The following is a 24,982-nucleotide window of genomic DNA, read 5'->3' as shown; positions in this document are numbered from 1 at the left end:
GGGCGATCAGCGAGCGAAGCGCGCCATGCTACCTGCCTGCAACCGCGCCTTCAGTCGACGATGCCGTCGAGCGATTGCCGCAGCGCTGCGAAATCGCCCCAGGGATGCGCCTTGAGGCGCTTGAGCCGGGCCGGCGCATTGCGCAGCGTCCAGGCGTCGCCGGACTTCACCTTGCCCAGATCCTCCCAGCGCAGCGGCATCGACACCGGTGCGCCGGCGCGCGCGCGCAGCGAGAACGACGCGACCGCGGTCGCGCCGCGGCCGTTGCGCAGATAGTCGACGAAGATCTTCTGCTTGCGGAATTTCTTGGTCGCAGTCGCCACGTACTTGAGCGGATCGAGTTCGGTCATGCCCTGCGCGAAGGCGTGCGCGAACGGCTTGACCACGTCCCAGCCGGTGCCCGGATTCAACGGCACCACGACATGCAGGCCCTTGCCGCCGGTGGTGCGCACGAACGACTCCAAACCCAGTTGCCGCAGCAGACCACGCACCTGGCGCGCGGCGGCGACGATCTCCTGCCAGCTGACGCCTTCGCCCGGATCGAGATCGAACACGATGCAGTCGGCCGTGTCGGGCGCCTCGGCATGCGCGCCCCAGGGATGGAATTCCAGTGCGTTGAACTGCACCAGCTCCATGACCGCCGGCGCATCGTTGGCGACCAGATAGTCGCTGGCGCCCGCTTCGTCTTTCAGTCGAACGGTTTCGACCAGCAACATGCCGGCGGTGTGGTGTTTCTGGAAGAAGCAGGGGCCGTCGATGCCGCCCGGGCAGCGGATCACCGACAGCGGTCGCCCGGCGATTTCGGGCAGTAGCCATGGCATCGCGGCGGCGTAGTAGTCGGCGACATCGCGCTTGGTCAGCGCGTCGCCGGGGAACAGCACCTTGTCCGGGCTCGACAAGATGGGCGATACGCGTTCGCTGTCGGGATCGCGCTTCGCACGCTTCTTCGCAGGTGTTTTCGCGGCGGCTTTGGAGACCGCCTGCGTAGACCGTTTTGCCGCCTTCTTCGGCGCCGCGGCGCTTGCGGAGGGTTTGCTTCGCGTGACCATGTCGTTCGCTCCATCGCGATCGCTGTCGTGCAGATCGTCCACCGTCTTGTCGGGCCGCACCGCCTTCAATGACGGCTGACGCAGCAGCCCATGTCCGCCGGTGCCACGCGAGAACACCTCGACGACGAAGCGCGGCGCGAACCATTTCGCGGCGCGCAGATCGGTGTCGTTGGGCGGCACGTACACGCTGGGGTCGCTGCGGCCGGCACGGCCGATGTGCGATGTGAGTTCATCGAGCAGTGCATCGCTGAAACCCGACCCCACGCGCCCGGCATAGCGCCAGCCATGCTCGGCATCGGGGCGGGCGAGCAGCAGCGCACCGAAGCCGCTGCGGCTGCCCTTGGGCGGTGTGTAGCCGACGACCGCGTATTCGTCGCTGGCCAGTTCCTTGGTCTTGCGCCAGTCGTCGCCGCGCCCGGGCCGGTAGCCGCGATCGCCGCGCTTGGAAATGATGCCTTCGAAACCCGACTCCGATGCGAGCTCGATCGCAGTATCCGCAGCGCCTTCGATGTGCGTGCTGAAAGCCAGATGCGCCGGCGGCGCGTCGCCGAGGATGCGCTGCAACAGCGCCTTGCGCGCGAACAGCGGCGCCTCGCTGATGTCGACGCCGTCCACGTGCAGCAGATCGAACAGCGCCAGCGCCAGCGCGCCCTGGCGCTCGCCCGACAGCGTGCCCTGCAGCAGGTTGAAATCCTCACGGCTGCCGCGGCCGGCAATCAGTTCGCCGTCGAGCGCAGCCGACTTCAGCCCGAGCCGCGAGACCGCTTCGGTGATCTCCGGCACCTTGCCGCTCCACTCGAGTGCATTGCGCGACCACAGCTGCACCTTGCCGCGCGCCACCGTCGCCAGCAGCCGATAGCCATCCCATTTGAGTTCGTGCAGCCAGGCCTCGCCGCCGGGCGCGGTGTCGCCGAGCTTCGCAAGCTGTGGCAGGAACGCGCCGGTCGGCGCGGGGCCGCGTTGTGCGCCGGGCAGCTTGCGCGCTTCGGCTGCCCAGTTGCGGGCGGGCTTGGTCGGAAGGTCGACTTCGGTCTTCTTGCGTTTGCGCGCCTTGCCGGTGCCGGCGCGCTTGGCGTCCTCGGCCGGCGGCGCGGATACGTCGGCGAGCAGGTCGTCGGCTTCCAGGCTGCCGGCGTAGTCGTCGCGGTCCTTGAACAGCAGCCACTGCGGCTGGCGCGCCGGCTTGCCGGAGCGCACCAGATGCCAGCGGCCCTTGAGCTTGCGGCCGAACAGCTCGAAGCGCAGGTGGCCCTTGGCCAGACCGGTTTCGGGGTCCCCATCGGCGGCCCACACACCGGTATCGAACTGCGCGACGTGACCGCCGCCGTACTGGCCTTTCGGAATCTCGCCTTCGAAGCTGGCGTAATCGAGCGGATGGTCCTCGACCTCGACCGCCATGCGCTTCACGTCCGGGTCGTAGCTCGGGCCCTTGGGCACCGCCCAGCTCTTGAGCGCATCACCGACCTGCAGGCGGAAGTCGTAATGCCGCCTGCTGGCGTGGTGCAGTTGCACGACGAAGATCGCGCGGCGTCCACGCGGCGCGGGCTTGCCGGGTTCCGGCTCGCGGGTCGCATCGAACTTCCGCTTGCGTCGGTACTCGGTCAGCGACACATCACGAGGCCTTGCGCGCGGTCTTCTTGGCGGTCTTGGTCGTGCGCGACTTGGCCGTTTTCTTCGTCGTCTTCTTCGCCGCCTTCTTGGTGGTGCTCTTCTTCACCGGCACCTTGTCGCTGCTGCCGGCGGGGGTGCGCTTGTTGTCCTTGAGGCTCTTCTGCAGCAGGGCGACGAAATCGACGACATTGGTCGACGCGTCCTCGCGATGTGGCGTGTCGTCGACGACCTTGGTCTTCGCGCCCTTGGCCTTGATGCGCTTCTTGATGATGTCCGACAGGCGTTCGCGGAATTCATCGTGGTAGGCATCCGGCGCCCAGTCGGCCGACATCGAATCGATCAGCTGTGTCGCCATCTGGAATTCCTTGTCGGCGATGCGGTAACTGGACGCCTTGCCGGTCGGCAGCTTGTAATCGGCCGGATCGACCAATTCCTGCGGATAGCGCAATAGCATCAGCACCAGCGCGTCGTCCTCGGGCATCACCGCGCACAGATATTCGCGGGTGCGGATCACGACGCGGGCAATGCCGATCTTGCCGGTCTTCTTCAGCGTCTCGCGCAGCAGCACATAGCCCTTCTCGGCCTTCTTGCCCGGCACCAGGATGTAGGGCTTTTCATAGAAGCGCGTGCCGATGCTGCCTGCATCGATGAAGGCCTCCACGTCGACGGACTCGTGCGATTCCGGCGCGGCCGAGGCGATGTCTTCCTTCTCGATGACGACGTAGCTGCCCTTGTCGTATTCGAAGGCCTTGACGATGTCCTTCCACGGCACTTCCTCGCCGGTGTCGGCGTTGACGCGTTCGAAGCGGATCGGCTTCTTGTCGCGCGAGTCGAGCATGCGAAAGCTCAGATCGGTCCGGCGCTCGCCCGACATCAGCGAGACCGGAATGTTGAGCAGGCCGAAGGACAGCGAGCCGGACCAGATGGGACGTGCCATGGACGATCTCCGATGCGCTGGCGCGGGGCGGCCGGCCGCATGAGCTTCGGAGGCTTGCACCGGTGCCGTGCAACGCGCGTCAAACGCACACTGCGACTGATGCACTGCAAGTCGGTTCTCGGGATTCACGCGCACGCGCGCGCCGCTGGGCGAGGGTGGAGGCATGCACACGACCTCTCCGACGCCCGCCGCCCGCGCCCCAAGTGGACGAGCTCGGCTGAGCAGGCGGCGGCTGTTCCTGCGCGCCGCACGCGGCGATACTGGACCCGCCTCCCGGCGTGCGCCCTATAATCGCCGGCTGTAATCGTTTACACGGGACCACTTGATGCGCCTGGATGACCGGCTCGAAGCGCTGCTCGCACGGATGACCCTCGAGGAGAAGATCGGCCAGCTCGGCATTTTCGCCGACATGCTGCGGCCGTTCGCGGCCGACGTGAATCCCGAGATGAACGAGTTGAACGCCGGCGAGTTGCGCGAGCAGATTCGCGCCGGACGCGTGGGCGCGGTGTTCAACGGCGTGGGCGCGGTGCAGGGCCGCGAATCGCAGCGCATCGCGGTGGAGGAGAGCCGTCTCGGCATTCCACTGCTGATGGGCGCCGACGTGATCCACGGCATGCGCACGGTGTTTCCGATCCCGCTGGGCGAAGCCGCGAGCTTCGAACCCGAACTCGCGCAGCGCACCGCGCGCGCCGCGGCGATCGAAGCAACCGCCTGCGGCCTGCACTGGACGTTCGCGCCGACACTCGACATCGCCCGCGACCAACGCTGGGGCCGCGTGGCCGAAGCCGCAGGCGAAGACGTGGTGCTCGGCAATGCATTCTCGGCCGCGCGCGTGCGCGGCTTCCAGGGCGACGACCTGACGGCGAACGATTCGATGCTCGCCACCCCCAAGCACTTCGTCGGCTACGGCGCGGTCATGGGCGGCCTGGACTACAACAGCGTCGAGATGTCCGAAGGCACCCTACGCGACGTGCATCTGCCGCCGTTCAAGGCCGCGCTGGATGCCGGCGCGCTGACGGTCATGAGCGCCTTCAATGACATCAATGGCGTGCCGGCCTCGGCGCACGACGGACTGCTGACCGACCTGCTGCGCGGCGAATGGGGCTTCAAGGGCTTCGTGGTCTCCGACTACACCGCGGACTTCGAACTCGTCGCGCATGGCTTTGCCGGCGACGACCGCGAGGCGACGAAGCTCTCGTTCACCGCCGGCGTCGACATGAGCATGCAGAGCGGTCTCTACGCCGCGCATCTGCCCGATCTCGTCGCCAGCGGCGAGGTGCCGATGGACGCGATCGACCAGGGCGTGCGCCGCGTGTTGGCGGTCAAGCAGGCGATCGGCCTGTTCGACAATCCGTACCGCTCGCTCGATCCCGAGGTCGAAGCCGCGCTCGATCCGGAGGCGCTGCACGGCGCGCTCGCGCTCGACGCCGCGCGCCGCTCGATCGTGCTGCTGAAGAACGACGACGACCTGCTGCCACTGCGCAAATCCGGGCAGAAGCTCGCACTGATCGGGCCATATGCCCGCGACCGCGACAACATCGAAGGCTGCTGGACGTTGTTCGGCGACAAGCACCTGCACGTCAACCTCGAAGACGGCCTGCGCGCCGCGCTCGAGGACGCCGCTGCGCTCGACGTCGTCGACGGCTGTGGCATGGAGGATGCGATTGACGGCGGCATCGAGGCCGCGGTCGAGGCCGCGCGCGCTGCGGATGTCGTGCTGCTCGCGATCGGCGAGCCGCAGGGCTACAGCGGCGAAGCGCAGTCGCGCACACAGATCGTCGTGCCGCCCGCGCAGCAGGCGCTGGCCGAGGCTGTGGCCGCGACCGGTACGCCGGTGGTCGTATTGCTGCGTCACGGTCGCGCGCTCGCGCTGCACGGCGCGGTGCGCGACGCGCAGGCGATCCTCGCGACCTGGTTCCTCGGCACCGCGACCGGCCCGGCTGTGGCCGAGGTGCTGTTCGGCGACTACAACCCGTCCGCGCGCCTGCCGGTGAGCTTCCCGCGCGACTCGGGCCAGCAGCCGCTGTATTACAACCGCCAGCGCACCGGCCGCCCCGAACTGCCGACGATGTCGGAGTTCAAGAGCCGCTGGCGCGAGATGCCGCACAGCGCGCTGTATCCCTTCGGCCACGGCCTGTCGTACACGCGTTTCGTCTACGGCGACGTCGAACTGTCGTCCGACACACTGGACTGGGACGGCACGCTGACCGTGTCGGTGACGCTGCGCAACGACGGCACGCGCTTTGGCGAGGAAGTCGTGCAGCTCTATGTCCACGACCGCGTCGCTAGCCGTGTGCGTCCGATTCGCGAACTCAAGGATTTCCGCAAGGTGGCACTGGCGCCGGGTGAACACACCACGGTGGCGTTCACCCTGCAGCGTGAGCAGCTCGCCTTCACGACGCGCAGCGGCGCGTTTGCGGCCGAGCCGGGCCTGTTCGACGTGTGGATCGCGCCGGATTCGGAAGGCGGCACGGCGGCGCAGTTCACGCTGTTGAAGGCTTGAGCCGATTCCACTGACGCCGTGACCGGCAAGACGCCGCTGCTGTTGCTGCCGGGCCTGCTATGCACCGCCCGGTTGTGGCAGGCGCAGATGGACCCGCTCGGCGATGTCGCCGACCCACACGTCGCAGATCTCAGCCAGGACGACAGCGTTGGCGCGATGGCCGAGCGCGCACTCGCCGATGCACCCCCGCACTTCGCCCTCGCCGCGTTGTCGATGGGCGGCTACGTCGCCTTCGAAATCCTGCGCCGCGCGCCTGAGCGCGTCAGCCGTCTCGCGTTGATCGCAACCAGCGCGCGTCCCGATTCCCCGGAACGCGCCGCGCAACGCCGGCGCGGCATCGATGCGATCGGTCGCGGCCGCTTCGTCGGCGTGACCCGGCAGTTGCTGCCGAGTCTCGTGCATCCGTCGCATGTCGACGGACCGGTCGGCGACATCGTGCAATCGATGGCGCGCGAGATCGGCGCCGACGGCTATCTGCGGCAACAGGCGGCGATTCTCGGCCGTCCGGATTCGGAACCCGTGCTCGCGCGCATCGATGTGCCGACGTTGATCGTCGTTGGTGCGCAGGACCGGCTGACTCCGCCGGTAGAGGCGGAGGTGATGCATGCGGGAATCGATCGGTCGACGCTGCGTCGACTTGACGTGTGCGGGCATCTGCCCCCGCTTGAACGGGCGGATGACACATCAGGCTTGATGCGGGCGTGGCTGGAGGCCGTCTGAGTTCGCGCGCGGCACACGTTGGCTCGCAGACACGGGCCACCGACTCAGCCATGGGCACAGCGATGACACCCGCCGCCGCTGATCGTGACGGCGAGACGTCTTTGAAACACGCCATACGACCACCGTGCGGGCCGCACGCGTGCATGGCGCGCCGGAGCGCCGTGCACCGCCGATTCACGTAGCGCAATGCACGGGCAGGCGCACCCTCAGTTCGCCGTCGGCGCGAACCCGATCGTGCGCCGCGTCGTCACTGGCGCCGGCACCGGCTCGAAGCGCCAACGGCGCACCGCTGCCAGGGCTTCGCGGTCGAAGGTGCGCGGTGGATCCGCGCGGACCACACGTGCGTTGCTGACCGAACCGTCGACGCCGACGGTGAACTCGACCATGACTTCGCCACTCGTGCCGGCGCGCAGGGCGTCGGCGGGGTAACGCGGTGCGGGTGTGCTCAGCGGACGCAGCTGCGCGGGCGCGGCGGCAGGTGCGGGCGTTGCAGGTGTGGGCGCAGGAGTGTCCTGGGGCGCGGGGTCCGGCCGGGTCGGCTGCTGACGCGCCGCTTCCTCGCGGGCAGCGGCCTGGCGGGCGGCTTCCTCGCTCGCGGCCTGTTCGCTGGCGGTCTGCTGCTGCGCCAGCTGCTGCGCGGCGGCGGCCTGTTGCTGCTGCTGTTGCGCCGCGCGTTCGCGCTCCAAGGTCTGCGCGCGCTGGGCTTCCTGTTCCGCGGTCAGCGCCTGTTGTTCGACGCGGGCGGCGGCCTGCTCTTCGGCGGTGGCGATGCTCACGCGCAGGCGCTCGAGCGCGGGATGGCTGCCATCGGCGCGTTCGATCAGGCCGAGCAGACGCCGGGCTTCGGCATAGTCGCCGCGGTCGCGGCTCTGTTCGGTGGCGATCACGCTCATCGGCAGCAGATCGATCAGTGCACTCGACGCAGCGGCGTCACCGGGCTGCTTCTCGCGCAGCGCCAGGTAATACTCCATCGCGTTCTCGCCGGCCGGCGCATACAGCCGGCTTTCCTGGTACGCAGCCGCAGCTGCGCTGCGCAGCTCGTCGACCGAAAGCCCGGCGATCGCATCGTCGGCCGCCTGCTGACGCGCGGCGGCCTGCTGGCTGGCCTGCGCGGTGACCGCGCCCGGCTCGGCGGCGGCCGGCGCCGGCGCGTCGTCGCTACGCCCGCAGGCGGCGAGTACACAGGCGAGACCCACGGCGGCGGCCAGCCGCGCGCTGGACGCGCGACGGGTCGTCGGAATCTTCGAGACCATCATCTTTCCCCAAGGATGCATGTCCGCAAGAGTGCGTAGAACGCGTTAATGGAGACGATTTGTCAATCCTTGTGGAGACATCTGCACTGGCCGGCCGGTGCATCGATCATGCATCTTGGCAACCGGTTCGCCGTCAATGGCGCATGTTCGGCGCTGCAGCTGCCGGCTATTTGCCGATGCAGAAGCTCGAGAAAATGTGCCCGAGCAGGTCGTCGGGCAGAACCTGCCCTGTGATCGCGCCGACTGCGTCATGCGCGACGCGCAGCGATTCGGCGGCAAGTTCGAGATGCTGCGCGGCCAGCGTACCGCGCGCGTCGTCCACGGCGTCGGCGGCTTCGCGCAGCGCATCGACATGGCGCTGGCGTGCGGTGAACGCGCCTTCGCCGGCCAGCGTGTCGCCACCGAGCCGTAGCTGCAATGCGTCGCGCAGCGTGTCGAGGCCGGCGCCGGTGCGCGCGGACACGCGCAGCGCGTCGTGCTTACCCGATGCGTCGGCTGCGTGCAGGTCCGTCTTGTTGTGGACGACGATGCGATCGGCGACATCGGCGATCGCGTCTTCCACCGATACCCAACCCGCATCCGGATCGCGTGCGTCGAGCACCACCAGCGCCAGATCCGCGCGCTGCAGTTCGGCGCGTGCGCGGCGCATGCCTTCACGTTCGATCGCGTCGCCCTCGCTGCGCAGGCCCGCGGTATCGACCAGGGTCAGTTCGAGGCCGCCGATGCGCAGCGTCTCGTGTAGCAGGTCGCGCGTGGTACCGGCGATGTCGGTGACGATGGCGCGGTCCACGCCGGCCAGTGCATTAAGCAGCGAACTCTTGCCGGCGTTCGGCGGGCCGACGATCACCGCATGCAGACCGTCGCGCAGGCGCCGGCCCTGTTCGGCCTCGGCCAGCAGCTGCGACAGCGACGCGGCCAGTGCATCGATGCGACGCGCCACCTCGTCGCCGCCGAGCGTGTCGATCGGCTCGTCGGAGAAATCGATCATCGCCTCGACGTAAACGCGCAAATGCAGCAGCTCGGCGGCGAGTGTCTCGCAGCGATCGGAGAACACGCCGTCGAGTGCGCGACGGGCAGCGCGTGCGGCGCGCTCGTCGCCTGCGGCGATCAGGTCGGCGACCGCTTCGGCCTGGGCCAGGTCGAGACGACCGTTGAGAAACGCGCGTTCGCTGAACTCACCGGGCCGCGCGAGGCGCGCGCCGAGCATGCGACAGCGCGACAGCAGCTGCTGCAGCACGACCGGGCTGCCATGCGCCTGCAGCTCGACGACATCTTCGCCGGTGTAGCTGGCCGGCCCGGGGAACGCGAGCGCGAGACCGTCGTCGAGCACGGCGCCATCAGCGTCGCGGAAGCGCACGTGATGCGCATGGCGCGCGCGCAGGGCGCGTCCGCAGAGCGTACGTGCGATCGACAACGACGCCGGTCCGGACAGGCGCACGATGCCGACGCCGCCAGCGCCCGATGCGGTGGCGATCGCGGCGATGGTTTCGGTCGATGTCGTCATCTCGCTCCTCCTCAACGCACGAGCCCGCCATGCGGCGGGCTCGTGGAGACTGCATCAGCGCGGCCGTCAGGCCTTCGCCGGTGCCTCGCTGTAGCGGCGGATCATCCACCACTGCTGCAACAGGCCGAGGCCGCCGTTGGTGACCCAGTACAGCACCAGACCGGACGGGAAGAAGATCATGATCGCGCCGAACACCAGCGGCATGAACTGCATGATCTTCTGCTGCATCGGATCCATGCCGACCATCGGCGTGAGCTTCTGCGTCGCCCACATGATCGCGATGTTGAGCACCGGCAGGATGAAGTACGGATCGCGCGCGGTCAGATCCTGGATCCACAGCATCCACGGCGTGTGGCGCAGTTCCACCGACTCGAGCAGCACCCAGTACAGGGCGAAGAACACCGGCATCTGCAGCAGCACCGGCAGACAACCGCCGATCGGGTTGATCTTCTCTTTCTTGTAGAGCTCCATCATCGCCTGCTGGAACTTCTGCTTGTCGTCGCCGTAGCGCTCCTTGAGCTGGGCGATGCGCGGCTGGAACTTGCGCATCTTCGCCATCGACTTGTACTGCGCGACCGACAACGGATACAGCGCCAGCTTCACCAGCAGCACCAGTCCGATGATCGACCAGCCCCAGTTGCCGATCAGACCGTGCAGTTTGGCGAGCACCCAGAACAGGCCTTCGCCGAGCATCGCGAAGATCGAGAAGCGGCTGTAGTCGACGACGCGGTCGAGACCGCGCACGCCCTGCGCCTGGATCAGGTCGACCTGCTTGGGGCCGACCCACAGGCGCGCGGTGGTCGAAGCCTGCTGGCCAGCGGCCACGGCGATCGGCGCACCGAACTCGCGGATCAGATAGCGCGGCGCGCCGGTGCTGCGGTCGATCTGCATCGAGATCGTGCCGGTATCGTCGGGACGCGGGATCCACGCACTGAAGAAGTGGTGCTGGACCATCGCGATCCAGATCTGGCTGTCCTTCGCGTTGAGCGGACCGTCGCTCTCGAAGTCGCTGAGCTGACGACGGCTGTAGCCGATGTCGCTGCCGAACCAGGTCGCGCCGGTCAGGCTGTAAGACTCGGGATTGGTCATGCCGCGCTTGACCGCAGGCGCGGTGCGGATCAACTGGCGGTACGGGAAGCCCTGCCACGTCGCGTTACCGGCATTCACGATCTCGTCGCGCACTTCGATCGCGTAGTCGCCGCGGGTCAGCACGAAGCTGCGGCGGATCGTCACGCCGTCTGCGCCGGTCCAGAGGAACGGCACGATGACCGTGTTCTCGCCCTGTGCGAGCGTCGCGGAAGTGGTGGTTCCTTCCGGCACGAACTGGCCTTCGTGGCTCGGCGCGGCATTGCTGCTGCTGACCCAACCGGTCTGCGCGGCGTAGTAATGCAGGGGATCGGTATCGAACATCCGCACCGGCGGCGCGCCGTCGTCGCGGGTCTGCGGATACGCCAGCAGATCCGCTTCGATCACGTTGCCGGCGTCGAGCACCACGCGAAGCACATCCGTCTGGGCCACAACTTGGCGCGCGGCAGGCGCCGCGCTGGTGGCGACCGGTGCGGCCCCCGGCGCGGGCGGCACGGGCGCGGCATCGGTGGGCGCAGTCGGTACAGCGGCACTGCCGGTGGCGGCGCCCGGCACCGTCACCGAAGGCGACGCCTGGGCGGCGCTGCTCTGTGGCTGAGTGGCGGCAGCACTCTTTTCCTTGCCCCACTCCATCCACAACAACACGGCCACCATCAGCCAGGCGAGAATGAGGAAAGTACGGATCTGGTTCATCAGGCAGGCAAGCTCATGCGCCGGGCGTCACCGGCGTGGATGGAATCGGGGAGGCGGGCATTGTGCCGGCCGCAGATGACGGCGGCAACGCGCGGGCACGCCGCAACACGGTCAGGAAGGCGGCACGCAGTGCCGGATTGTCGGCCTGCGCCGCAGCCGGACGGGCCACGACGACGTAGCTGCCGGGCGCCAGCTGCGGCTGCATCAGGCGGAAGGCATCGCGCAGTACGCGCTTGATCCGATTGCGACCGACGGCGCGCTTGTCGACCTTGCGCGACACCGCGAGGCCCAGACGCGCCGGGCCTTCTTCGGACAACAGGTGGACGGCCAGCATCGGCGACGCTGTCCGCGTCGCACTGGCGAAGATTCGATCGAAATCCGCACGCGCGCGCACACGCACGTGCCGCGGATAGCGGACACCGGCGGTCATGGTAGCTGCGCTGCAGAACGGGTCGGGAGTGCGGAGAAGCGACTCACCGACCCGGAGGGCTTCAGGCCGAGAGGACCTTGCGGCCCTTCGCGCGGCGACGCGCGAGGATCTTGCGGCCGTCGGCCGTCGCCATGCGGGCACGGAAACCGTGATCGCGCTTGCGCTTGAGGTTGCTGGGCTGATAGGTGCGCTTGGTAGCCATGGTCGAGCCCTTCGGGCAACGTGACGAATAGAACCGGAAATTCTAGCGGCCTACCGCACGGCCGGTCAAGCCGGGCCATACAACGGGTCCGCGGAGGCCGCCCGGGGCCGGGGCGCGGGTGGCGACATGATAGTCTGCGTGCCCTTCCCCGGCGACCTTGCCGCGCACCTGCGTGGCGGCGCCCGCTTTGTCGAATTCCGCCGCATGATGGATGCCTGGCCCCGCTGCCTTCAACGCCTCGAAGCCGAGTTTCCGGCCGAGGATGTCCACACCTGGCTCAAGCCTCTGCAGGCCCAGGCCGACGACCGCTCGACCGTGCTCTACGCGCCCAATGCCTTCGTCCGCGACGAAGTGCAGGCGCGTTACATGCCGCGCATCCGCGAACTGTTGGCGCATTTCGCCGGCGTCGAAGAGGTGAGCCTGCAGGTCGGGTCGATGCCGCGCGCCGCGCCGCCACCGGCTACGACCGGGTTTTCGGGTGGCGATGCGCGGGCTGTGCCTGCCGCGCCGATCGAAGCCTTCGGCGGCAACATGGACAGCCACTACACCTTCGACAATTTCGTCGAGGGCCGCAGTAACCAGATGGGCCGCGCGGCCGCCTGGCAGGCCGCGCTCAAGCCCGGCGACCGCGCCCACAACCCGTTGCTGCTCTACGGTGGCACGGGCCTGGGCAAGACCCATCTGATGTTCGCCGCCGGCAACGCGATGCGCCAGGCCAATCCCCGTGCGCGCGTGCTGTACCTGCGGTCGGAGGAGTTCTACAGCGCGTTCTTCCGCTCGATCCAGGAAAAGACCTCGGACCAGTTCAAGCGCCAGTTCCGCCAGATCGACGCGCTGCTGATCGACGACATCCAGTTCTTCGCCGGCAAGGACCGAACCCAGGAAGAGTTCTTCCACACCTTCAACACGCTGTTCGACAGCAAGCAGCAGATCATCATGACCTGCGACCGCTATCCGCGTGAGGTGGAAGGCCTGGAGCCGCGGCTGAAGTCGCGCCTGGCCTGGGGCCTGTCGGTGGCGATCGACCCGCCCGATTTCGAGACCCGCGCGGCGATCGTGCTGGCCAAGGCGGCCGAGCGCGGCACCCAGGTGCCCGACGACGTGGCGTTCCTGCTGGCCAAGAAGATGCACTCGAACGTGCGCGACCTCGAAGGCGCGCTCAATACGCTGGCCGCACGCGCGAACTTCATGGGCCGCGCGATCACCGTCGAATTCGCCCAGGAAACGCTGCGCGACCTGCTGCGCGCCCAGCAGCAGGCGATCAGCATGTCCAACATCCAGAAGGTCGTGGCCGACTACTACGGCCTGCAGATCAAGGACCTGCTCTCCAAGCGCCGTACGCGCTCGCTGGCGCGTCCGCGTCAGGTGGCGATGGCGCTGTCCAAGGAGCTCACCGAGCACAGCCTGCCGGAGATCGGCGAGGCCTTCGCGGGCCGCGACCACACCACCGTGCTGCATGCCTGCCGGCAGATCCGCACCTTGATCGAAAGCGACGGCAAACTGCGCGAGGACTGGGACAAGCTGATCCGTAAACTCAGCGAGTAAGCTGTGCATCGCCGGACCCTGCACAACACGGGGACCGGAGGTGGAGAGCCTGTGGACAACTTGAGGGGTCGAAAGTTGTCCACAGCTTGATCCACCCCTCCACACCGCACTGTCCACCGGGTTTGGAGGTCCGAAAAACGTAATCGATTCAGCGGCTTGCAGTAGATACCAACCGATTTTGGCCTTACCCAGCACCACCATTTTTAGATTTATATCCTTTTTATAAAAGCACGGGACAAGGGGATAACACCGACATGCGTTTCAGTCTCCAACGCGAAACACTGCTCAAGCCGCTGGCCCAGGTCGTCAACGTCGTCGAGCGCCGCCAGACCCTGCCCGTGCTGGCCAACCTGCTGGTCCAGGTCCAGGACGGTCAGCTGTCGTTGACCGGTACCGATCTCGAAGTCGAGATGGTCTCGCGCCGGGCGGTCGAAGATGCCCAGGACGGCGAGACCACGATTCCGGCGCGCAAGCTGTTCGACATCGTTCGGGCGCTGCCCGACGGCAGCAAGGTCGTGATCTCCCAGGCTGGCGAGAAGATCACCGTGCAGGCCGGCCGCAGCCGCTTCACGCTGTCGAGCCTGCCGGCCGGGGATTTCCCGTCCGTGGACGAGGTCGAGGCCACCGACCGGATCGCGGTGCCGGAGGCCGCGCTCAAGGAACTCATCGAACGCACTGCATTCGCGATGGCGCAGCAGGACGTGCGGTATTACCTCAACGGCCTGTTGTTCGATCTCGGCGACACGCGCCTGCGCTGCGTGGCCACTGACGGCCACCGCCTCGCGCTGTGCGAGACGACGCTGGAAACGGCCGTGCAGACCAAGCGCCAGATCATCCTGCCGCGCAAGGGCGTGACCGAGTTGCAGCGCCTGCTTGAAGGCGGCGACAAGATTCTTGAGCTGGAACTCGGCCGCAACCACCTGCGGGTCAAACGCGACGATGTCACCTTCACCAGCAAGCTGATCGACGGCCGCTTCCCGGATTACGAGGCGGTGATCCCGATCGGCGCGGACCGTGAGGTCACGATCGACCGCGAGCTGCTACGCGCCGCGCTGCAGCGAGTCGCGATCCTGTCGAACGAGAAGTACCGCGGCGTGCGGCTGGAAGTCTCGCCGGGCACGGTGCGCATCAATGCGCACAACCCGGAGCAGGAAGAGGCGCACGAGGAAGTCGAAGCCGATACCAAGGTCGACGACCTGGCGGTTGGCTTCAACGTCAACTACCTGCTGGATGCGCTGACCGCCCTGCGCGGCGAGCAGGTGATCCTGAAACTGCGTGATGCCAACTCGTCGGCGCTGGTACGGGAGGCAACTGACGAGCGCAGCCGTCACGTCGTGATGCCGCTGCGTCTCTGACGCGCTCGGTAGACTGGGCGCCCGTCGCCCACACATGTTTCACGTGGAACACGACGCCCGGCTTGCCGGGCGTCTTCCGTTCCGGCCTGTCAGGATTTCCGTGCAGATCACCCGCTTCGACCTCCATAACGTGCGTAATCTGCAGCCCACTTCGCTGCGGCCCGGTTCCGGCTTGAATCTGCTGCTGGGTGACAACGGCGCCGGCAAGACCAGCGTGCTGGAAGGACTGCACCTGATGGCCTACGGCCGAAGCTTCCGCGGCCGGGTCCGAGATGGACTGGTGCAGCGTGGCCGCGAAGCGGTCGAGCTGTACGCGGAGTGGCGCGAGGATCCGACCCATCCGGAGCGCATCCGTCGCGCTGGCTTGAGGCACACAGGCCAGGACTGGAGCGGACGCCTGGATGGCGAAGACGTCGCCCAGCTCGGAGATCTGTGCGCGGCGTTGATGGTCGTCACCTTCGAACCCGGCAGCCATGCGCTGATCTCCGGCAGCAGCGAGGTCCGCCGCCGCTTCCTCGATTGGGGACTGTTCCACGTGGAACAGGACTTTTTGCAGCAATGGCGCCGTTATGCCCGCGCCTTGCGGCAGCGCAATGCCTTACTCAAGTCAGGCGCGGGCGGCTCACAGCTCGATGCCTGGGATCATGAGCTTGCCGATGCGGCCGTTCCGCTGGATACGAGACGTGAGGCCTATCTGCAGCGTTTGCAGATTGCCGTACAGGCGGTGGCCGAACAGGTGGCGCCGGCACTCGGCGCCCCGGAGCTGGTCTTTCTACCAGGTTGGCGTCGCCACGAGCTTTCACTGTCGGATGCGCTGATGGTGGCCCGGGATCGCGACCGCGCCGCCGGGCATACCAGCGTGGGTCCTCACCGCGCCGACTGGCGGATCCGCTTCGATGACCGGCCGGAGCAGTCGCTGCTGTCACGCGGTCAGGCCAAGCAGTCGGCACTGTGCTGCCTGCTTGCACAGGCGCGGGATTGCGCCAGACGGTTCGAAGGTCGATGGCCGGTGATTGCACTCGATGATCTGGCGTCAGAGCTCGATCGCCATCACCAGCGACAGGTCCTGACGTATCTGCGGGATGCTGGCGCTCAGGTGCTGATCACAGGCACCGAGCGCCCGGACCACTGGCCGGACAATGTGCTCGATAATGCGACGACGTTCCACGTGGAACATGGCGTGGTCCGGGACGCATGAAACGTCGAGATCCGGTTTCGCCACCTAGGCCTCGGGTAACTCGTGTTCCACGTGAAACATCGTCGGTGGCCGGTTTGAAAGTTCTTCTCGCGCATGGGCGTTCCACGTGGAACACCGGTCGGGGTGCTGGGCCCGAACTGCTATAATTCCGCCCTTGCGGCCCATTCCTGCCGTGTGCGCCCGGCCCGTCCGGACGCCGCGCCGGGACGCCGCGCTCCCGGCCAGACAGCGAACCGAATGAGCGACGAGACGATCTCCAGCGGCGCCCCCGCCAACTCCGATTACGATTCCAGCCGAATCACCGTCCTGCGTGGCCTTGAGGCCGTGCGCAAGCGTCCCGGTATGTACATCGGTGACGTGCACGACGGTACCGGCCTGCACCACATGGTGTTCGAGGTCGTCGACAACTCCATCGACGAGGCGCTGGCAGGCCACGCCGACGACATCGTGGTGACCATCCACGAGGACGGCTCGGTGTCGGTGTCGGACAACGGCCGCGGTATCCCGGTCGACATCCACAAGGAAGAAGGCATCTCGGCGGCCGAGGTCATCATGACCCAGCTGCACGCGGGCGGTAAGTTCGACGACAACAGCTACAAGGTGTCCGGCGGCCTGCACGGTGTGGGTGTGTCCGTGGTCAACGCGCTGAGCGAGAAGCTCACCCTCGACATCTGGCGTGACGGCTTCCACCACCATCAGGAATATGCGATGGGCGTGGCGGTGTCGCCGGTCGAGCGCGGCGAGCCCTCGACCAAGCGCGGCACGCTGCTGCGCTTCTGGCCGGCGGTGTCGACGTTCTCGGACGTCACATTCCACTACGACATCCTCGCGCGCCGCCTGCGGGAGCTGTCGTTCCTCAACTCCGGCGTGAAGATCAATCTCGTCGACCTGCGCGGCGACGGGCGTCGCGACCTGTTCGAGTACGAGGGCGGTATCCGCTCGTTCGTCGAGCATCTGGCCCAGCTCAAGACGCCGCTGCACCCGAACGTGATCTCGGTGACCGGCGAGCAGAACGGCATCACGGTCGACGTTGCCCTGCAGTGGACCGACGCCTACCAGGAAACGATGTTCTGCTTCACCAACAACATCCCGCAGAAGGATGGCGGTACCCATCTGATCGGCTTCCGCGCTGCGCTGACGCGTACGCTGACCAACTACATCGAACGTAACGGCATCGCCAAGCAGGCCAAGGTGGCGCTGTCGGGCGACGACATGCGCGAAGGCATGATTGCCGTGCTGTCGGTCAAGGTGCCGGATCCGAGCTTTTCCTCGCAGACCAAGGAAAAGCTGGTCTCCTCCGAGGTCCGCCCGGTGGTCGAGAGCGCCTTCGGCCAGCGGCTGCAGGAATTCCTCGACGAGAACCCGGCCGAAGCCCGCGCCATCGCCGGCAAGATTGTCGACGCCGCTCGTGCCCGCGAGGCTGCGCGCAAGGCGCGCGATCTGACGCGCCGCAAGGGTGCACTCGACATCGCCGGCCTCCCGGGCAAGCTGGCCGACTGCCAGGAGAAGGATCCGGCGCTGTCGGAACTCTTCATCGTCGAGGGTGACTCGGCGGGTGGTTCCGCCAAGCAGGGCCGCAACCGCAAGAACCAGGCGGTGCTGCCGCTGCGCGGCAAGATCCTCAATGTCGAGCGTGCGCGCTTCGACCGCATGCTCGCCAGCGCCGAGGTCGGCACGCTGATCACCGCGCTGGGCACCGGCATCGGCAAGGACGAGTACAACCCCGACAAGCTGCGCTACCACCGCATCATCATCATGACCGACGCCGACGTGGACGGATCGCACATCCGCACGCTGCTGCTGACGTTCTTCTACCGGCAGATGCCGGAACTGATTGAGCGCGGCTACGTCTACATCGGCCTGCCGCCGCTGTACAAGATCAAGCAGGGCAAGAACGAGATCTATCTCAAGGACGACGCCGCGCTCGATGCCTACCTCGCCGGCAATGCGGTCGAGGGCGCCGGGCTGACGCCTGCCGCTGGCGAGCCCGCGATCGAGGGCTCCGCGCTGGAGAAGCTGCTGCTGGTGTTCGCGGCGGCGAGAGAAACCATCAATCGCAATGCGCACCGCTACGATCCGGCGGTGATGGAACTGCTGCTCGACGTGGCGCCGATCGCCGTCGGTAGTGATGACGAGGTCGCCACGACGCTGCGCGGCCTGGAGGCGCGTCTGAACCAGAAGGGGCTCGGGCGTCCGCGTTACCGGTTCGGCATCCAGCCCGCCACTGAAGCACGCGGCGCGGTGCTGACGATCGATCGTCAGCATATGGGTCTGGACGTCGTGCAGCTGGTGCCGCTGGCCACGCTGGAGACCGGCGAACTCCGCGCAATCGGCGAGGCAGCCCGGCAGTTGCACGGTCTGGTCCGCGAGGGCGCGCAGATCGTGCGGGGCAACCGCGCGCAGCCGATCAAATCCTTCGCCGAGGCGCAGGCTTGGTTGCTTGATGAAGCCAAGCGCGGCCGCCAGATCCAGCGCTTCAAGGGTCTGGGTGAAATGAATCCCGAGCAGCTCTGGGACACTACGGTCAATCCGGAGACCCGCCGCCTGTTGCAGGTGCGGATCGAGGACGCGGTCGCCGCGGACGAGATCTTCAGCACGCTGATGGGGGATGTCGTCGAGCCGCGTCGTGCATTCATCGACGACAACGCGCTCAAGGTCGCCAATCTCGACGTCTGACCCGTCGGATTGCCGCATACCGTGCGCCTCCGTATGGAGGCGCGGTTGACGGCGCGTTAATCCCCGCCGTTCTAAAAGGTGGGTTCTTGAACAGGGGAGTCCCACCATGAAAACGCCTATTACGGCGCTCGCTGCGGCTGTGTTGCTTGCGGGCTGCGCGACGACCACCTCCCCGACCGGACGTACCCAGTACGTTGGCGCCGTGACCGCGGCGCAGCTCAACCAGATGGGCGAGCAGGCATTCGCCGAAACCAAGACCCAGATGCGCGCCTCGCCGGACGCCAAGCAGCAGGCCTATGTGCGCTGCATCGTCACCGATATCGTGCGCGAGCTGCCGGCCAACTGGCAGCAGCTCAACTGGGAATCGGTGGTCTTCGTCGACGACAACCCCAACGCATTCGCCCTGCCGGGTGGCAAGGTCGGCGTGCACACCGGAATTCTCAAGGTCGCACAGAACCAGGATCAGCTGGCGGCGGTGATCGCGCACGAGATCGGCCACGTCTACGCCAACCACCACGACGAACGCATCACCCGCCAGATGGGCGCGCAAGGCCTGCTGGGCGTTGCTGGCGCTGCGCTGGGCTCCCGCTACGGCGAAGGCGCGCAGCAGTCGGCGAACCAGCTCGGCGGCGCGGCGCTGCAGACGACCTTCCTGCTGCCCGGCACCCGCGTGCAGGAAACCGAGGCCGATGTCGTTGGTCAGGATCTGATGGCCAAGGCCGGCTTCGATCCACGCGCCGCGGTCGGCCTCTGGCAGAACATGATCGCGGCCAGCGGCGGAAGCCGTCCGCCGCAGTGGCTGTCGACGCATCCCAACCCTGAAAACCGTATCAGCGAACTGCAGACGCGCGCGGCGAGCCTGGTGCCGACCTACGAGCAGGCCCAGGCCGCAGGCAAGCGTCCGCGCTGCGGTTGATGCCATTCCGCAGCCGACTGCACGCGCGGCTGCAACCATTTGGCGATAATCGCCTTATCCAGACTCCGGCCCCCGGCGCACCGCGGGCCACCTGCCAACGAGGTGCTCCATGTCGAAGTCCCGCATGTCCCAGCAGGCGCTTGCCGCCGCCCTGACCACCGCCCTGCTCGCGTTCGCCGCGCCGTCCATCGCGCTTGCGCAGGATGAAGGCAGCGACCGCAGCAGTCGCGCCGACCGCTCCTCGCGTAGCGCCGATCGCAGCGAGCGTCGCAACTCGCGACAGGCGTCGCAGAAGGCCGAGGCGCTGTATCCCAACAGCAGCCGCCAGGAGCCGGGTGTGTCCGCCAGCCAGCGGCTGGTCAAGCAGCTCAACACCCTGTCGGAAGCGGCCAATGCATCGGATACGGCCAAGGGTCTGCCGGTCGCGGACGAGATTCTCGCCAACAGCGCCGCGAACACCTACGACAAGTCGATGGCCGGCCTGCTTGCAGGCCAGTTGCTCCTCAACGAGGACAACGATCGTGCGATTACCTATCTCAACCAGGCCATCGAAACCGGCGGCCTCGACAACAACAATCATTTCCAGGCGATGCTGATCGTCGCGCAGCTGCAGGCGCAGGAAGACAAGTACGACCAGGCGCTGGCATCGCTCGACCGCTACATCACCGAGTCGGGTTCGACCGATCCCAAGGACCAGGCGCTCAAGGGCAATCTGCTCTATCGCCTGGAGCGCTACCCCGAGGCGATCGCCACGCTCAAGCCGCTGGTCGATGCGGGCGGTGAAGTCGATCCGCAGTGGTCGCAGATCCTGATGGCGTCGTACGCCGAGTCGGGCAATAGCGTGGAAGCCACGCGTCTGGCCGAACAGGTCGCGCAGGCGACGCCTGACGACAAGCGCTCGCAGGTCAACCTCGCCGTGTCCTATCTGCAGACCGACCAGAACGACAAGGCGATCGAAGTCTTCGAACGTCTGCGCGCATCGGGCCAGCTCACCGAAGAAAGCGAGTACCGCAACCTCTACGCGCTGTATCTCAACAGTGAGAACAAGGAGCGCGAAGCGATCGCTGTGATCAACGAGGGCCTGCAGAAGAACATCCTCCAAGAGGATTACCGCACGATGGCGGCGCTCGGTCAGGCCAACTATTTCAGTGAGCAGATCGAGCCTGCGATCGCCGCATGGCGCAAGGCCGCCCCGCTCGCCGAGAACGGCGACACGTATCTCAACCTCGCGCGCGTGCTCCATCAGGAAGGCCGCGCCGACGAAGCCAAGGAAGCGGCACGTCAGGCCATTGCGAAGGGCCTGAAATCCAATACCGATGCGGAGCGCATCATCTCGGGTCGTTAAGAAAAAATTGCACCACATCATGGATGGTGCTGGTCACTTGGATTGGTATAAGCTTTCGGGTTCCTGCTGCCCGAACAGGTCAGTAGTTCAACTTTCCACCGGGGTCTCGACCCCGGCCTCACCAGAGTTCTCCGCATGACGCAACGCTCGACGACGACCGACAGGAACGACGAAGACGAGGGCCTGAACTGGGGCCGCATCGCCGGCTTCACGATGGTGGTCGCGTTCCACGCTGCTGCGATCATGCTGCTGCTGGCGCCTGTCAATCCGCCGAATGCGGCAGCGCAGGAAGAAGCGGCCACGCGTGTCGTGATCATCGAACCGCCCCCGCCGCCCCCGCCGCCGCCGCCGCCGCCGCCGGAACCGCCGAAGCCGACGCCGATCAAGGAACTCACCCCGCCGCGTCCGACGCCGGTGCCGCCGCCGCCGGAAGCGCCGCCGGTCGTGTTCGACGAACCGTCGCCGATGGATACGCCTGCACCGCCGCCCGCACCGCCTTCGCCGCCCGCGCCTTCTGCCGACATCGGCGCCAGCGTGGACATCTCGTCGAAGAACATGAATCCGCCGCGCTACCCGCCTGCCGCTGCACGCGCGCAGATCGAGGGCACGGTGATCCTGGTGATCGATGTCGATGCCAATGGCAACGTCACCAACGTGTCGGTCGAGAAGTCGAGCCGCAACCGTGACCTCGACCGCGCTGCGATCGAAGCCGCACGCAAGTGGTCGTTCACGCCTGCGACGAAGGACGGTCAGCCGGCGGCTGGTCGCGTCCGCGTCCCGGTCGACTTCAACCTCGGCTGATCGACCCGCTCCATCCGAATGCACCGACGTCTTTCGGGACGTCGACAATTACGCGTCAACGTTCCACTCTTCAAACCACTACATCTAGAAGGTAAGCGTCATGCTGCAGGAAACCACCAACGCCGCTGTGTCCAACGCTGCCGGTCTGGAGTCGATGGGCTTCGCTGACATGATCGAGCACATGGACGCGGTCAACTGGACCGTGCTCATCGTTCTGATCGTGATGTCGGCCATGTCGATCTTCTGGATCATTTTCAATGCGATCAAGGCCGCGCGCCTGAAGGGCAGCACCGATCGCGTGATCAACACGTTCTGGGAAACCTCGAACGCGCAGGATGCGATCCGCTTCATGGAAGAGCAGCCCAAGAGCGAGCCCTTCTCGAAGGTCGCCCTCGACGCCGCACAGGCCGCCGCGCATCACCAGCGTCATGAAGGTTCGCGTCTGGTCGAGTCGCTGAACCGTTCGGAATTCGTCGATCGCGCCCTGCGTCAGGCCGTGACCCGCGAATCGCTGAAGCTCGAAGACGGTCTGACCGTGCTCGCGACCGTCGGCGCAACCGCCCCGTTCGTGGGTCTGCTCGGTACGGTGTGGGGCATCTATCGCGCCCTGATCCGCATCGGTGCCAGCGGCCAGGCCGACATCGGCGCGGTGGCGGGTCCGGTTGGCGAGGCGCTGATCATGACCGCAATCGGTCTGGGCGTCGCGATTCCGGCCGTGCTTGGCTACAACTTCTTCGTCCGTCTGAACCGCGGTACGAACAACAAGCTCGACACCTTCGCGCACGACCTGCACGACTTCTTCGCCACCGGTTCGCGCGTCGGCGAGACGCCGGCTCCGGCCAAGGTCTAAGAAGCGCGCACGTCTTAGCGACAACGGAGTTCAGATATGGCTTTCAGCTCAGGTGGTGGCAACGACAAGGTCAACGCCACGATCAACATCGTCCCGCTTGTCGACGTCATGCTGGTGCTGCTGATCATCTTCATGGTCACGGCACCGCTGATGGCGCACAAGGTGCAGGTCGAACTGCCGGAAGCTAACCTCGACGAGCGGCCAGAGAATGTCCCCGGCGCCACGCCGTTGACGGTAGCGGTCACCGAAACCGGTGACATCTACCTCAACGACGAGCCGGTGACGCTCCAGCTGCTGGAGAGCGCCTTCTCGGTCGAGGCCCAGAAGACGCCGCAGCCGCCGGTCAACATCCGTGGCGACTCGACGACGAAGTACCGGACGATCAACGAGGTGGTCAACACTGCGCAGGCCCAGGGCATGCGTAAGGTCGGCTTCATCGCCACGGTCGAAAACAGGTAAACCGGAGCAACACGCATGGCATTTTCATCCGGTGGCGAAGGCCCAATGGCCGACATCAACATCATTCCGCTCTGCGACGTGATGTTGGTGCTGCTGATCATCTTCATGGTGACGGCGCCGAAGGCTTCCTATCCAATCGACATCGATCTTCCGCAGCGTTCAACGACGCCGCCGGAGAATCCGGTGGAACCACCGGAGCCGATCCGGCTGCGCATCGACGGTTCGGGCCAGATCTTCTGGAACGACAGCCCGACGCCAGTCTCGGCACTGCGCAACATGATGGAGTCGGAAGTCCAGCGTGACCCGACCAATCAGCCGACGCTCGAGATCGACACCAATGGCGACGCCGATTACGGCGTGCTGGCCAAGGTGTTGGCGGAAGCGAAGAACGCGCAGATGCAGAAGATCGGTTTCGTGCGCCAGTAAATCGCAGTACACACCGGTGCGGGCCTGCAGCACGCACCGGTGAACGATGCAGTGATTTGAACGCCGCCTACGGGCGGCGTTTTTTTTGTGCGCGGCGGGAAACGCGAACGATCAACGCAGGATCGAGTCGGCCGGATCTGACCATGGTGGTCGCGCGATCTCCCGCTGCAGCCTGGAATAAGGCCGCAGTGTCGATACGTGCGGATGCGCGCCAGCTAGGCGTCAACGATCGAGCAGTAAGGCCCAGACCCAATGCGCGGATCAGAAGTGGGCGGCGGCCTCTTCGAGGATCGCGAGATAGCGACGCACAGTGGGTTCCAGACCGTCGTACAACGCCTCGCCGATCAACGCGTGGCCGATCGAGACTTCATCGACATCGCCGAGCGCGACGAGAAATGCAGCGAGATTGGCCTGGCTGAGATCGTGGCCGGCATTGACGCCAAGTCCGGCGGCGCGTGCGCCGCGTGCCGTGGACACGAATGCGGGCAGCGCCGCATCCGGCGTGCCGGCTTCAAAGGCTTCGGCCCACGGCCCGGTATAGAGCTCGATGCGATCGGCGCCGGCGGCGCGCGCCGACTCGATGTCTGCGCCGGCATTCGCGAACAGGCTGACGCGACAGCCGAGACCTCGGAACGCGGCGACCAGCGGAATCAATGCGTCACGCTCGCGCGCGAAATCGAAGCCATGGTCCGACGTCAGTTGCGCATCGCCGTCAGGGACCAGCGTGACCTGCGCCGGGCGCGTCTGCTCGCACAGCGCCAGCAGGCCCGGATAGCCATCGCGCGGTGGCGCGAACGGGTTGCCTTCGATGTTGAACTCGACCCCGCGCTCGGCCGTCAGCTGCGCCAAGGCCTGCACGTCACTGGCCCGGATGTGCCGGGCATCGGGCCGCGGGTGGACGGTGATCCCGTGGGCACCTGCATCAAGGCAGGCCTGCGCTGCGCGCACGACATCGGGATCGCCGCCGCCGCGCGAGTTACGCAGCACCGCAATCTTGTTGACGTTGACGCTGAGCCGGGTCACGGGCCTGCAGGAGGCGTGCGGGCCGGATCGTCGATAGGCGCCGCCGCAGCGGCGCGACGGGCATCGGCCTGCTCGCGCAGCCGGCGCAGTTCCACCGGATCGACCATCATTGCCTCGCTGCGACTCTGGTTGCCGACGCGCTGTGCCAAGAGGCCCAGCACGCCGATCACCACGAACACGAGCGACAGCACCAGCGCGATCGCCGCAAGTGGGACCGACGTGGTGGTGAACGCGATGACGACCGCGCCGAGCGCGAGCAACAGGAACAACCAGGGCATGGGGCGGGCTCCGCCTGACGTGTGAGCGAGTCTAAACCAGTCGTCGGCTGGAACCCGCTCCGGCGCGCTGCTGTCTGGACGAACGTGCGACCCGGGCGATGAGCGGCAGCGCGCATCGTTGC

General features: G+C 66.8%; 21 protein-coding genes. 12 read left to right on the top strand and 9 right to left on the bottom strand.

What is annotated here, in order from left to right:
- Positions 1 to 50: 50 nt before the first annotated feature.
- Complete coding sequence (gene ligD / locus J2W68_RS16100; RefSeq protein ID WP_310237888.1) at positions 51 to 2,660, bottom strand: DNA ligase D; 2,610 nt, start codon at positions 2,658 to 2,660, stop codon at positions 51 to 53.
- Position 2,661: 1 nt separating this feature from the next.
- Positions 2,662 to 3,597, bottom strand: a complete 936-nt coding sequence (locus J2W68_RS16095; RefSeq protein WP_310237886.1) for a Ku protein — start codon at positions 3,595 to 3,597, stop codon at positions 2,662 to 2,664.
- 325 nt (positions 3,598 to 3,922) lie between these two features.
- Between J2W68_RS16095 and J2W68_RS16090 the strand changes: the two genes are divergently transcribed.
- Both J2W68_RS16090 and J2W68_RS16085 read left to right on the top strand, forming a co-directional pair.
- Positions 3,923 to 6,100, top strand: a complete 2,178-nt coding sequence (locus tag J2W68_RS16090) for a glycoside hydrolase family 3 N-terminal domain-containing protein (protein WP_310237884.1) — start codon at positions 3,923 to 3,925, stop codon at positions 6,098 to 6,100.
- Positions 6,101 to 6,118: 18 nt separating this feature from the next.
- Positions 6,119 to 6,820: an alpha/beta fold hydrolase gene (locus tag J2W68_RS16085; protein ID WP_310237881.1), complete on the top strand. Its 702-nt coding sequence runs from the start codon at positions 6,119 to 6,121 to the stop codon at positions 6,818 to 6,820.
- A gap of 206 nt (positions 6,821 to 7,026) precedes the next feature.
- On the opposite strand, the gene J2W68_RS16080 is transcribed toward J2W68_RS16085, so the two are convergent.
- The 5 genes from J2W68_RS16080 to rpmH form a co-directional block, all read right to left on the bottom strand.
- Positions 7,027 to 8,094, bottom strand: a complete 1,068-nt coding sequence (locus J2W68_RS16080; RefSeq protein WP_310237878.1) for an energy transducer TonB — start codon at positions 8,092 to 8,094, stop codon at positions 7,027 to 7,029.
- Positions 8,095 to 8,239: 145 nt separating this feature from the next.
- The gene (mnmE, locus tag J2W68_RS16075; protein ID WP_310237876.1) at positions 8,240 to 9,577 is read right to left on the bottom strand and encodes a tRNA uridine-5-carboxymethylaminomethyl(34) synthesis GTPase MnmE; all 1,338 of its coding nucleotides are present in this window, start codon (positions 9,575 to 9,577) and stop codon (positions 8,240 to 8,242) included.
- Positions 9,578 to 9,643: 66 nt separating this feature from the next.
- Entirely contained in the window at positions 9,644 to 11,356 is a 1,713-nt protein-coding gene (gene yidC, locus J2W68_RS16070) for a membrane protein insertase YidC (protein WP_310237874.1), read from the bottom strand.
- 13 nt (positions 11,357 to 11,369) lie between these two features.
- A complete protein-coding gene (gene rnpA, locus J2W68_RS16065; protein WP_310237871.1) occupies positions 11,370 to 11,786 on the bottom strand; it encodes a ribonuclease P protein component in 417 nt (138 codons plus the stop codon).
- 61 nt (positions 11,787 to 11,847) lie between these two features.
- Positions 11,848 to 11,988 (bottom strand): 50S ribosomal protein L34, encoded by a 141-nt coding sequence (gene rpmH, locus J2W68_RS16060; RefSeq protein WP_047138036.1) that lies wholly within the window; start codon positions 11,986 to 11,988, stop codon positions 11,848 to 11,850.
- Positions 11,989 to 12,195: 207 nt separating this feature from the next.
- Between rpmH and dnaA the strand changes: the two genes are divergently transcribed.
- From dnaA to J2W68_RS16010, 10 genes are all read left to right on the top strand, one after another.
- Entirely contained in the window at positions 12,196 to 13,533 is a 1,338-nt protein-coding gene (gene dnaA, locus J2W68_RS16055) for a chromosomal replication initiator protein DnaA (protein ID WP_310238068.1), read from the top strand.
- Positions 13,534 to 13,787: 254 nt separating this feature from the next.
- Complete coding sequence (gene dnaN, locus J2W68_RS16050; protein WP_310237866.1) at positions 13,788 to 14,888, top strand: DNA polymerase III subunit beta; 1,101 nt, start codon at positions 13,788 to 13,790, stop codon at positions 14,886 to 14,888.
- Between the two features lie 100 nt (positions 14,889 to 14,988).
- A complete protein-coding gene (gene recF / locus J2W68_RS16045) occupies positions 14,989 to 16,086 on the top strand; it encodes a DNA replication/repair protein RecF (protein WP_310237862.1) in 1,098 nt (365 codons plus the stop codon).
- Positions 16,087 to 16,323: 237 nt separating this feature from the next.
- Positions 16,324 to 18,762, top strand: coding sequence for a DNA topoisomerase (ATP-hydrolyzing) subunit B (gyrB, locus tag J2W68_RS16040; RefSeq protein ID WP_310237859.1), 2,439 nt, complete (start codon positions 16,324 to 16,326; stop codon positions 18,760 to 18,762).
- Between the two features lie 106 nt (positions 18,763 to 18,868).
- Positions 18,869 to 19,678 (top strand): M48 family metallopeptidase, encoded by an 810-nt coding sequence (locus tag J2W68_RS16035; RefSeq protein WP_310237856.1) that lies wholly within the window; start codon positions 18,869 to 18,871, stop codon positions 19,676 to 19,678.
- Between the two features lie 109 nt (positions 19,679 to 19,787).
- Positions 19,788 to 21,023, top strand: a complete 1,236-nt coding sequence (locus J2W68_RS16030) for a tetratricopeptide repeat protein (RefSeq protein WP_310237853.1) — start codon at positions 19,788 to 19,790, stop codon at positions 21,021 to 21,023.
- A gap of 135 nt (positions 21,024 to 21,158) precedes the next feature.
- Positions 21,159 to 21,824 carry an energy transducer TonB gene (locus J2W68_RS16025; protein WP_310237852.1) on the top strand — a complete coding sequence of 222 codons (666 nt, stop codon included), beginning with the start codon at positions 21,159 to 21,161 and terminating at the stop codon, positions 21,822 to 21,824.
- 100 nt (positions 21,825 to 21,924) lie between these two features.
- Positions 21,925 to 22,674, top strand: coding sequence for a MotA/TolQ/ExbB proton channel family protein (locus tag J2W68_RS16020; RefSeq protein WP_159681206.1), 750 nt, complete (start codon positions 21,925 to 21,927; stop codon positions 22,672 to 22,674).
- Between the two features lie 36 nt (positions 22,675 to 22,710).
- Entirely contained in the window at positions 22,711 to 23,133 is a 423-nt protein-coding gene (locus tag J2W68_RS16015; protein ID WP_310147515.1) for an ExbD/TolR family protein, read from the top strand.
- A 15-nt stretch (positions 23,134 to 23,148) separates the two neighbouring features.
- Positions 23,149 to 23,559 (top strand): ExbD/TolR family protein, encoded by a 411-nt coding sequence (locus J2W68_RS16010; RefSeq protein WP_310237849.1) that lies wholly within the window; start codon positions 23,149 to 23,151, stop codon positions 23,557 to 23,559.
- A gap of 261 nt (positions 23,560 to 23,820) precedes the next feature.
- Here J2W68_RS16010 and J2W68_RS16005 read toward each other — a convergent pair whose 3' ends face one another.
- Both J2W68_RS16005 and J2W68_RS16000 read right to left on the bottom strand, forming a co-directional pair.
- A complete protein-coding gene (locus tag J2W68_RS16005; protein WP_310237845.1) occupies positions 23,821 to 24,582 on the bottom strand; it encodes a pyridoxine 5'-phosphate synthase in 762 nt (253 codons plus the stop codon).
- Positions 24,579 to 24,860 carry a hypothetical protein gene (locus J2W68_RS16000; RefSeq protein ID WP_310147521.1) on the bottom strand — a complete coding sequence of 94 codons (282 nt, stop codon included), beginning with the start codon at positions 24,858 to 24,860 and terminating at the stop codon, positions 24,579 to 24,581. The genes J2W68_RS16005 and J2W68_RS16000 overlap by 4 nt, the downstream gene beginning before the upstream one ends.
- Between the last annotated feature and the right edge of the window lie 122 nt (positions 24,861 to 24,982).

Source organism: Luteimonas terrae, from assembly GCF_031457535.1.
In the GTDB taxonomy this organism is placed as follows: Bacteria; Pseudomonadota; Gammaproteobacteria; order Xanthomonadales; family Xanthomonadaceae; genus Luteimonas; species Luteimonas terrae_A.
Note: the sequence above shows the minus strand (reverse complement) of the source record. Positions and strands in the feature narration are given on the sequence as shown.

What these genes read in the sequence shown, in the direction of transcription:
- J2W68_RS16020 (WP_159681206.1), top strand. Translation starts at nt 21,925, where the DNA reads ATGCTGCAGGAAACCACCAACGCCGCTGTGTCCAACGCTGCCGGTCTG.
- J2W68_RS16010 (WP_310237849.1), top strand. Translation starts at nt 23,149, where the DNA reads ATGGCATTTTCATCCGGTGGCGAAGGCCCAATGGCCGACATCAACATC.
- rnpA (WP_310237871.1), bottom strand. Translation starts at nt 11,786, where the DNA reads ATGACCGCCGGTGTCCGCTATCCGCGGCACGTGCGTGTGCGCGCGCGT.
- J2W68_RS16090 (WP_310237884.1), top strand. Translation starts at nt 3,923, where the DNA reads ATGCGCCTGGATGACCGGCTCGAAGCGCTGCTCGCACGGATGACCCTC.
- dnaN (WP_310237866.1), top strand. Translation starts at nt 13,788, where the DNA reads ATGCGTTTCAGTCTCCAACGCGAAACACTGCTCAAGCCGCTGGCCCAG.
- J2W68_RS16015 (WP_310147515.1), top strand. Translation starts at nt 22,711, where the DNA reads ATGGCTTTCAGCTCAGGTGGTGGCAACGACAAGGTCAACGCCACGATC.
- mnmE (WP_310237876.1), bottom strand. Translation starts at nt 9,577, where the DNA reads ATGACGACATCGACCGAAACCATCGCCGCGATCGCCACCGCATCGGGC.
- gyrB (WP_310237859.1), top strand. Translation starts at nt 16,324, where the DNA reads ATGAGCGACGAGACGATCTCCAGCGGCGCCCCCGCCAACTCCGATTAC.
- J2W68_RS16080 (WP_310237878.1), bottom strand. Translation starts at nt 8,094, where the DNA reads ATGCATCCTTGGGGAAAGATGATGGTCTCGAAGATTCCGACGACCCGT.
- yidC (WP_310237874.1), bottom strand. Translation starts at nt 11,356, where the DNA reads ATGAACCAGATCCGTACTTTCCTCATTCTCGCCTGGCTGATGGTGGCC.
- J2W68_RS16095 (WP_310237886.1), bottom strand. Translation starts at nt 3,597, where the DNA reads ATGGCACGTCCCATCTGGTCCGGCTCGCTGTCCTTCGGCCTGCTCAAC.
- J2W68_RS16025 (WP_310237852.1), top strand. Translation starts at nt 21,159, where the DNA reads ATGACGCAACGCTCGACGACGACCGACAGGAACGACGAAGACGAGGGC.
- J2W68_RS16030 (WP_310237853.1), top strand. Translation starts at nt 19,788, where the DNA reads ATGTCGAAGTCCCGCATGTCCCAGCAGGCGCTTGCCGCCGCCCTGACC.
- dnaA (WP_310238068.1), top strand. Translation starts at nt 12,196, where the DNA reads ATGGATGCCTGGCCCCGCTGCCTTCAACGCCTCGAAGCCGAGTTTCCG.
- J2W68_RS16035 (WP_310237856.1), top strand. Translation starts at nt 18,869, where the DNA reads ATGAAAACGCCTATTACGGCGCTCGCTGCGGCTGTGTTGCTTGCGGGC.
- J2W68_RS16000 (WP_310147521.1), bottom strand. Translation starts at nt 24,860, where the DNA reads ATGCCCTGGTTGTTCCTGTTGCTCGCGCTCGGCGCGGTCGTCATCGCG.
- rpmH (WP_047138036.1), bottom strand. Translation starts at nt 11,988, where the DNA reads ATGGCTACCAAGCGCACCTATCAGCCCAGCAACCTCAAGCGCAAGCGC.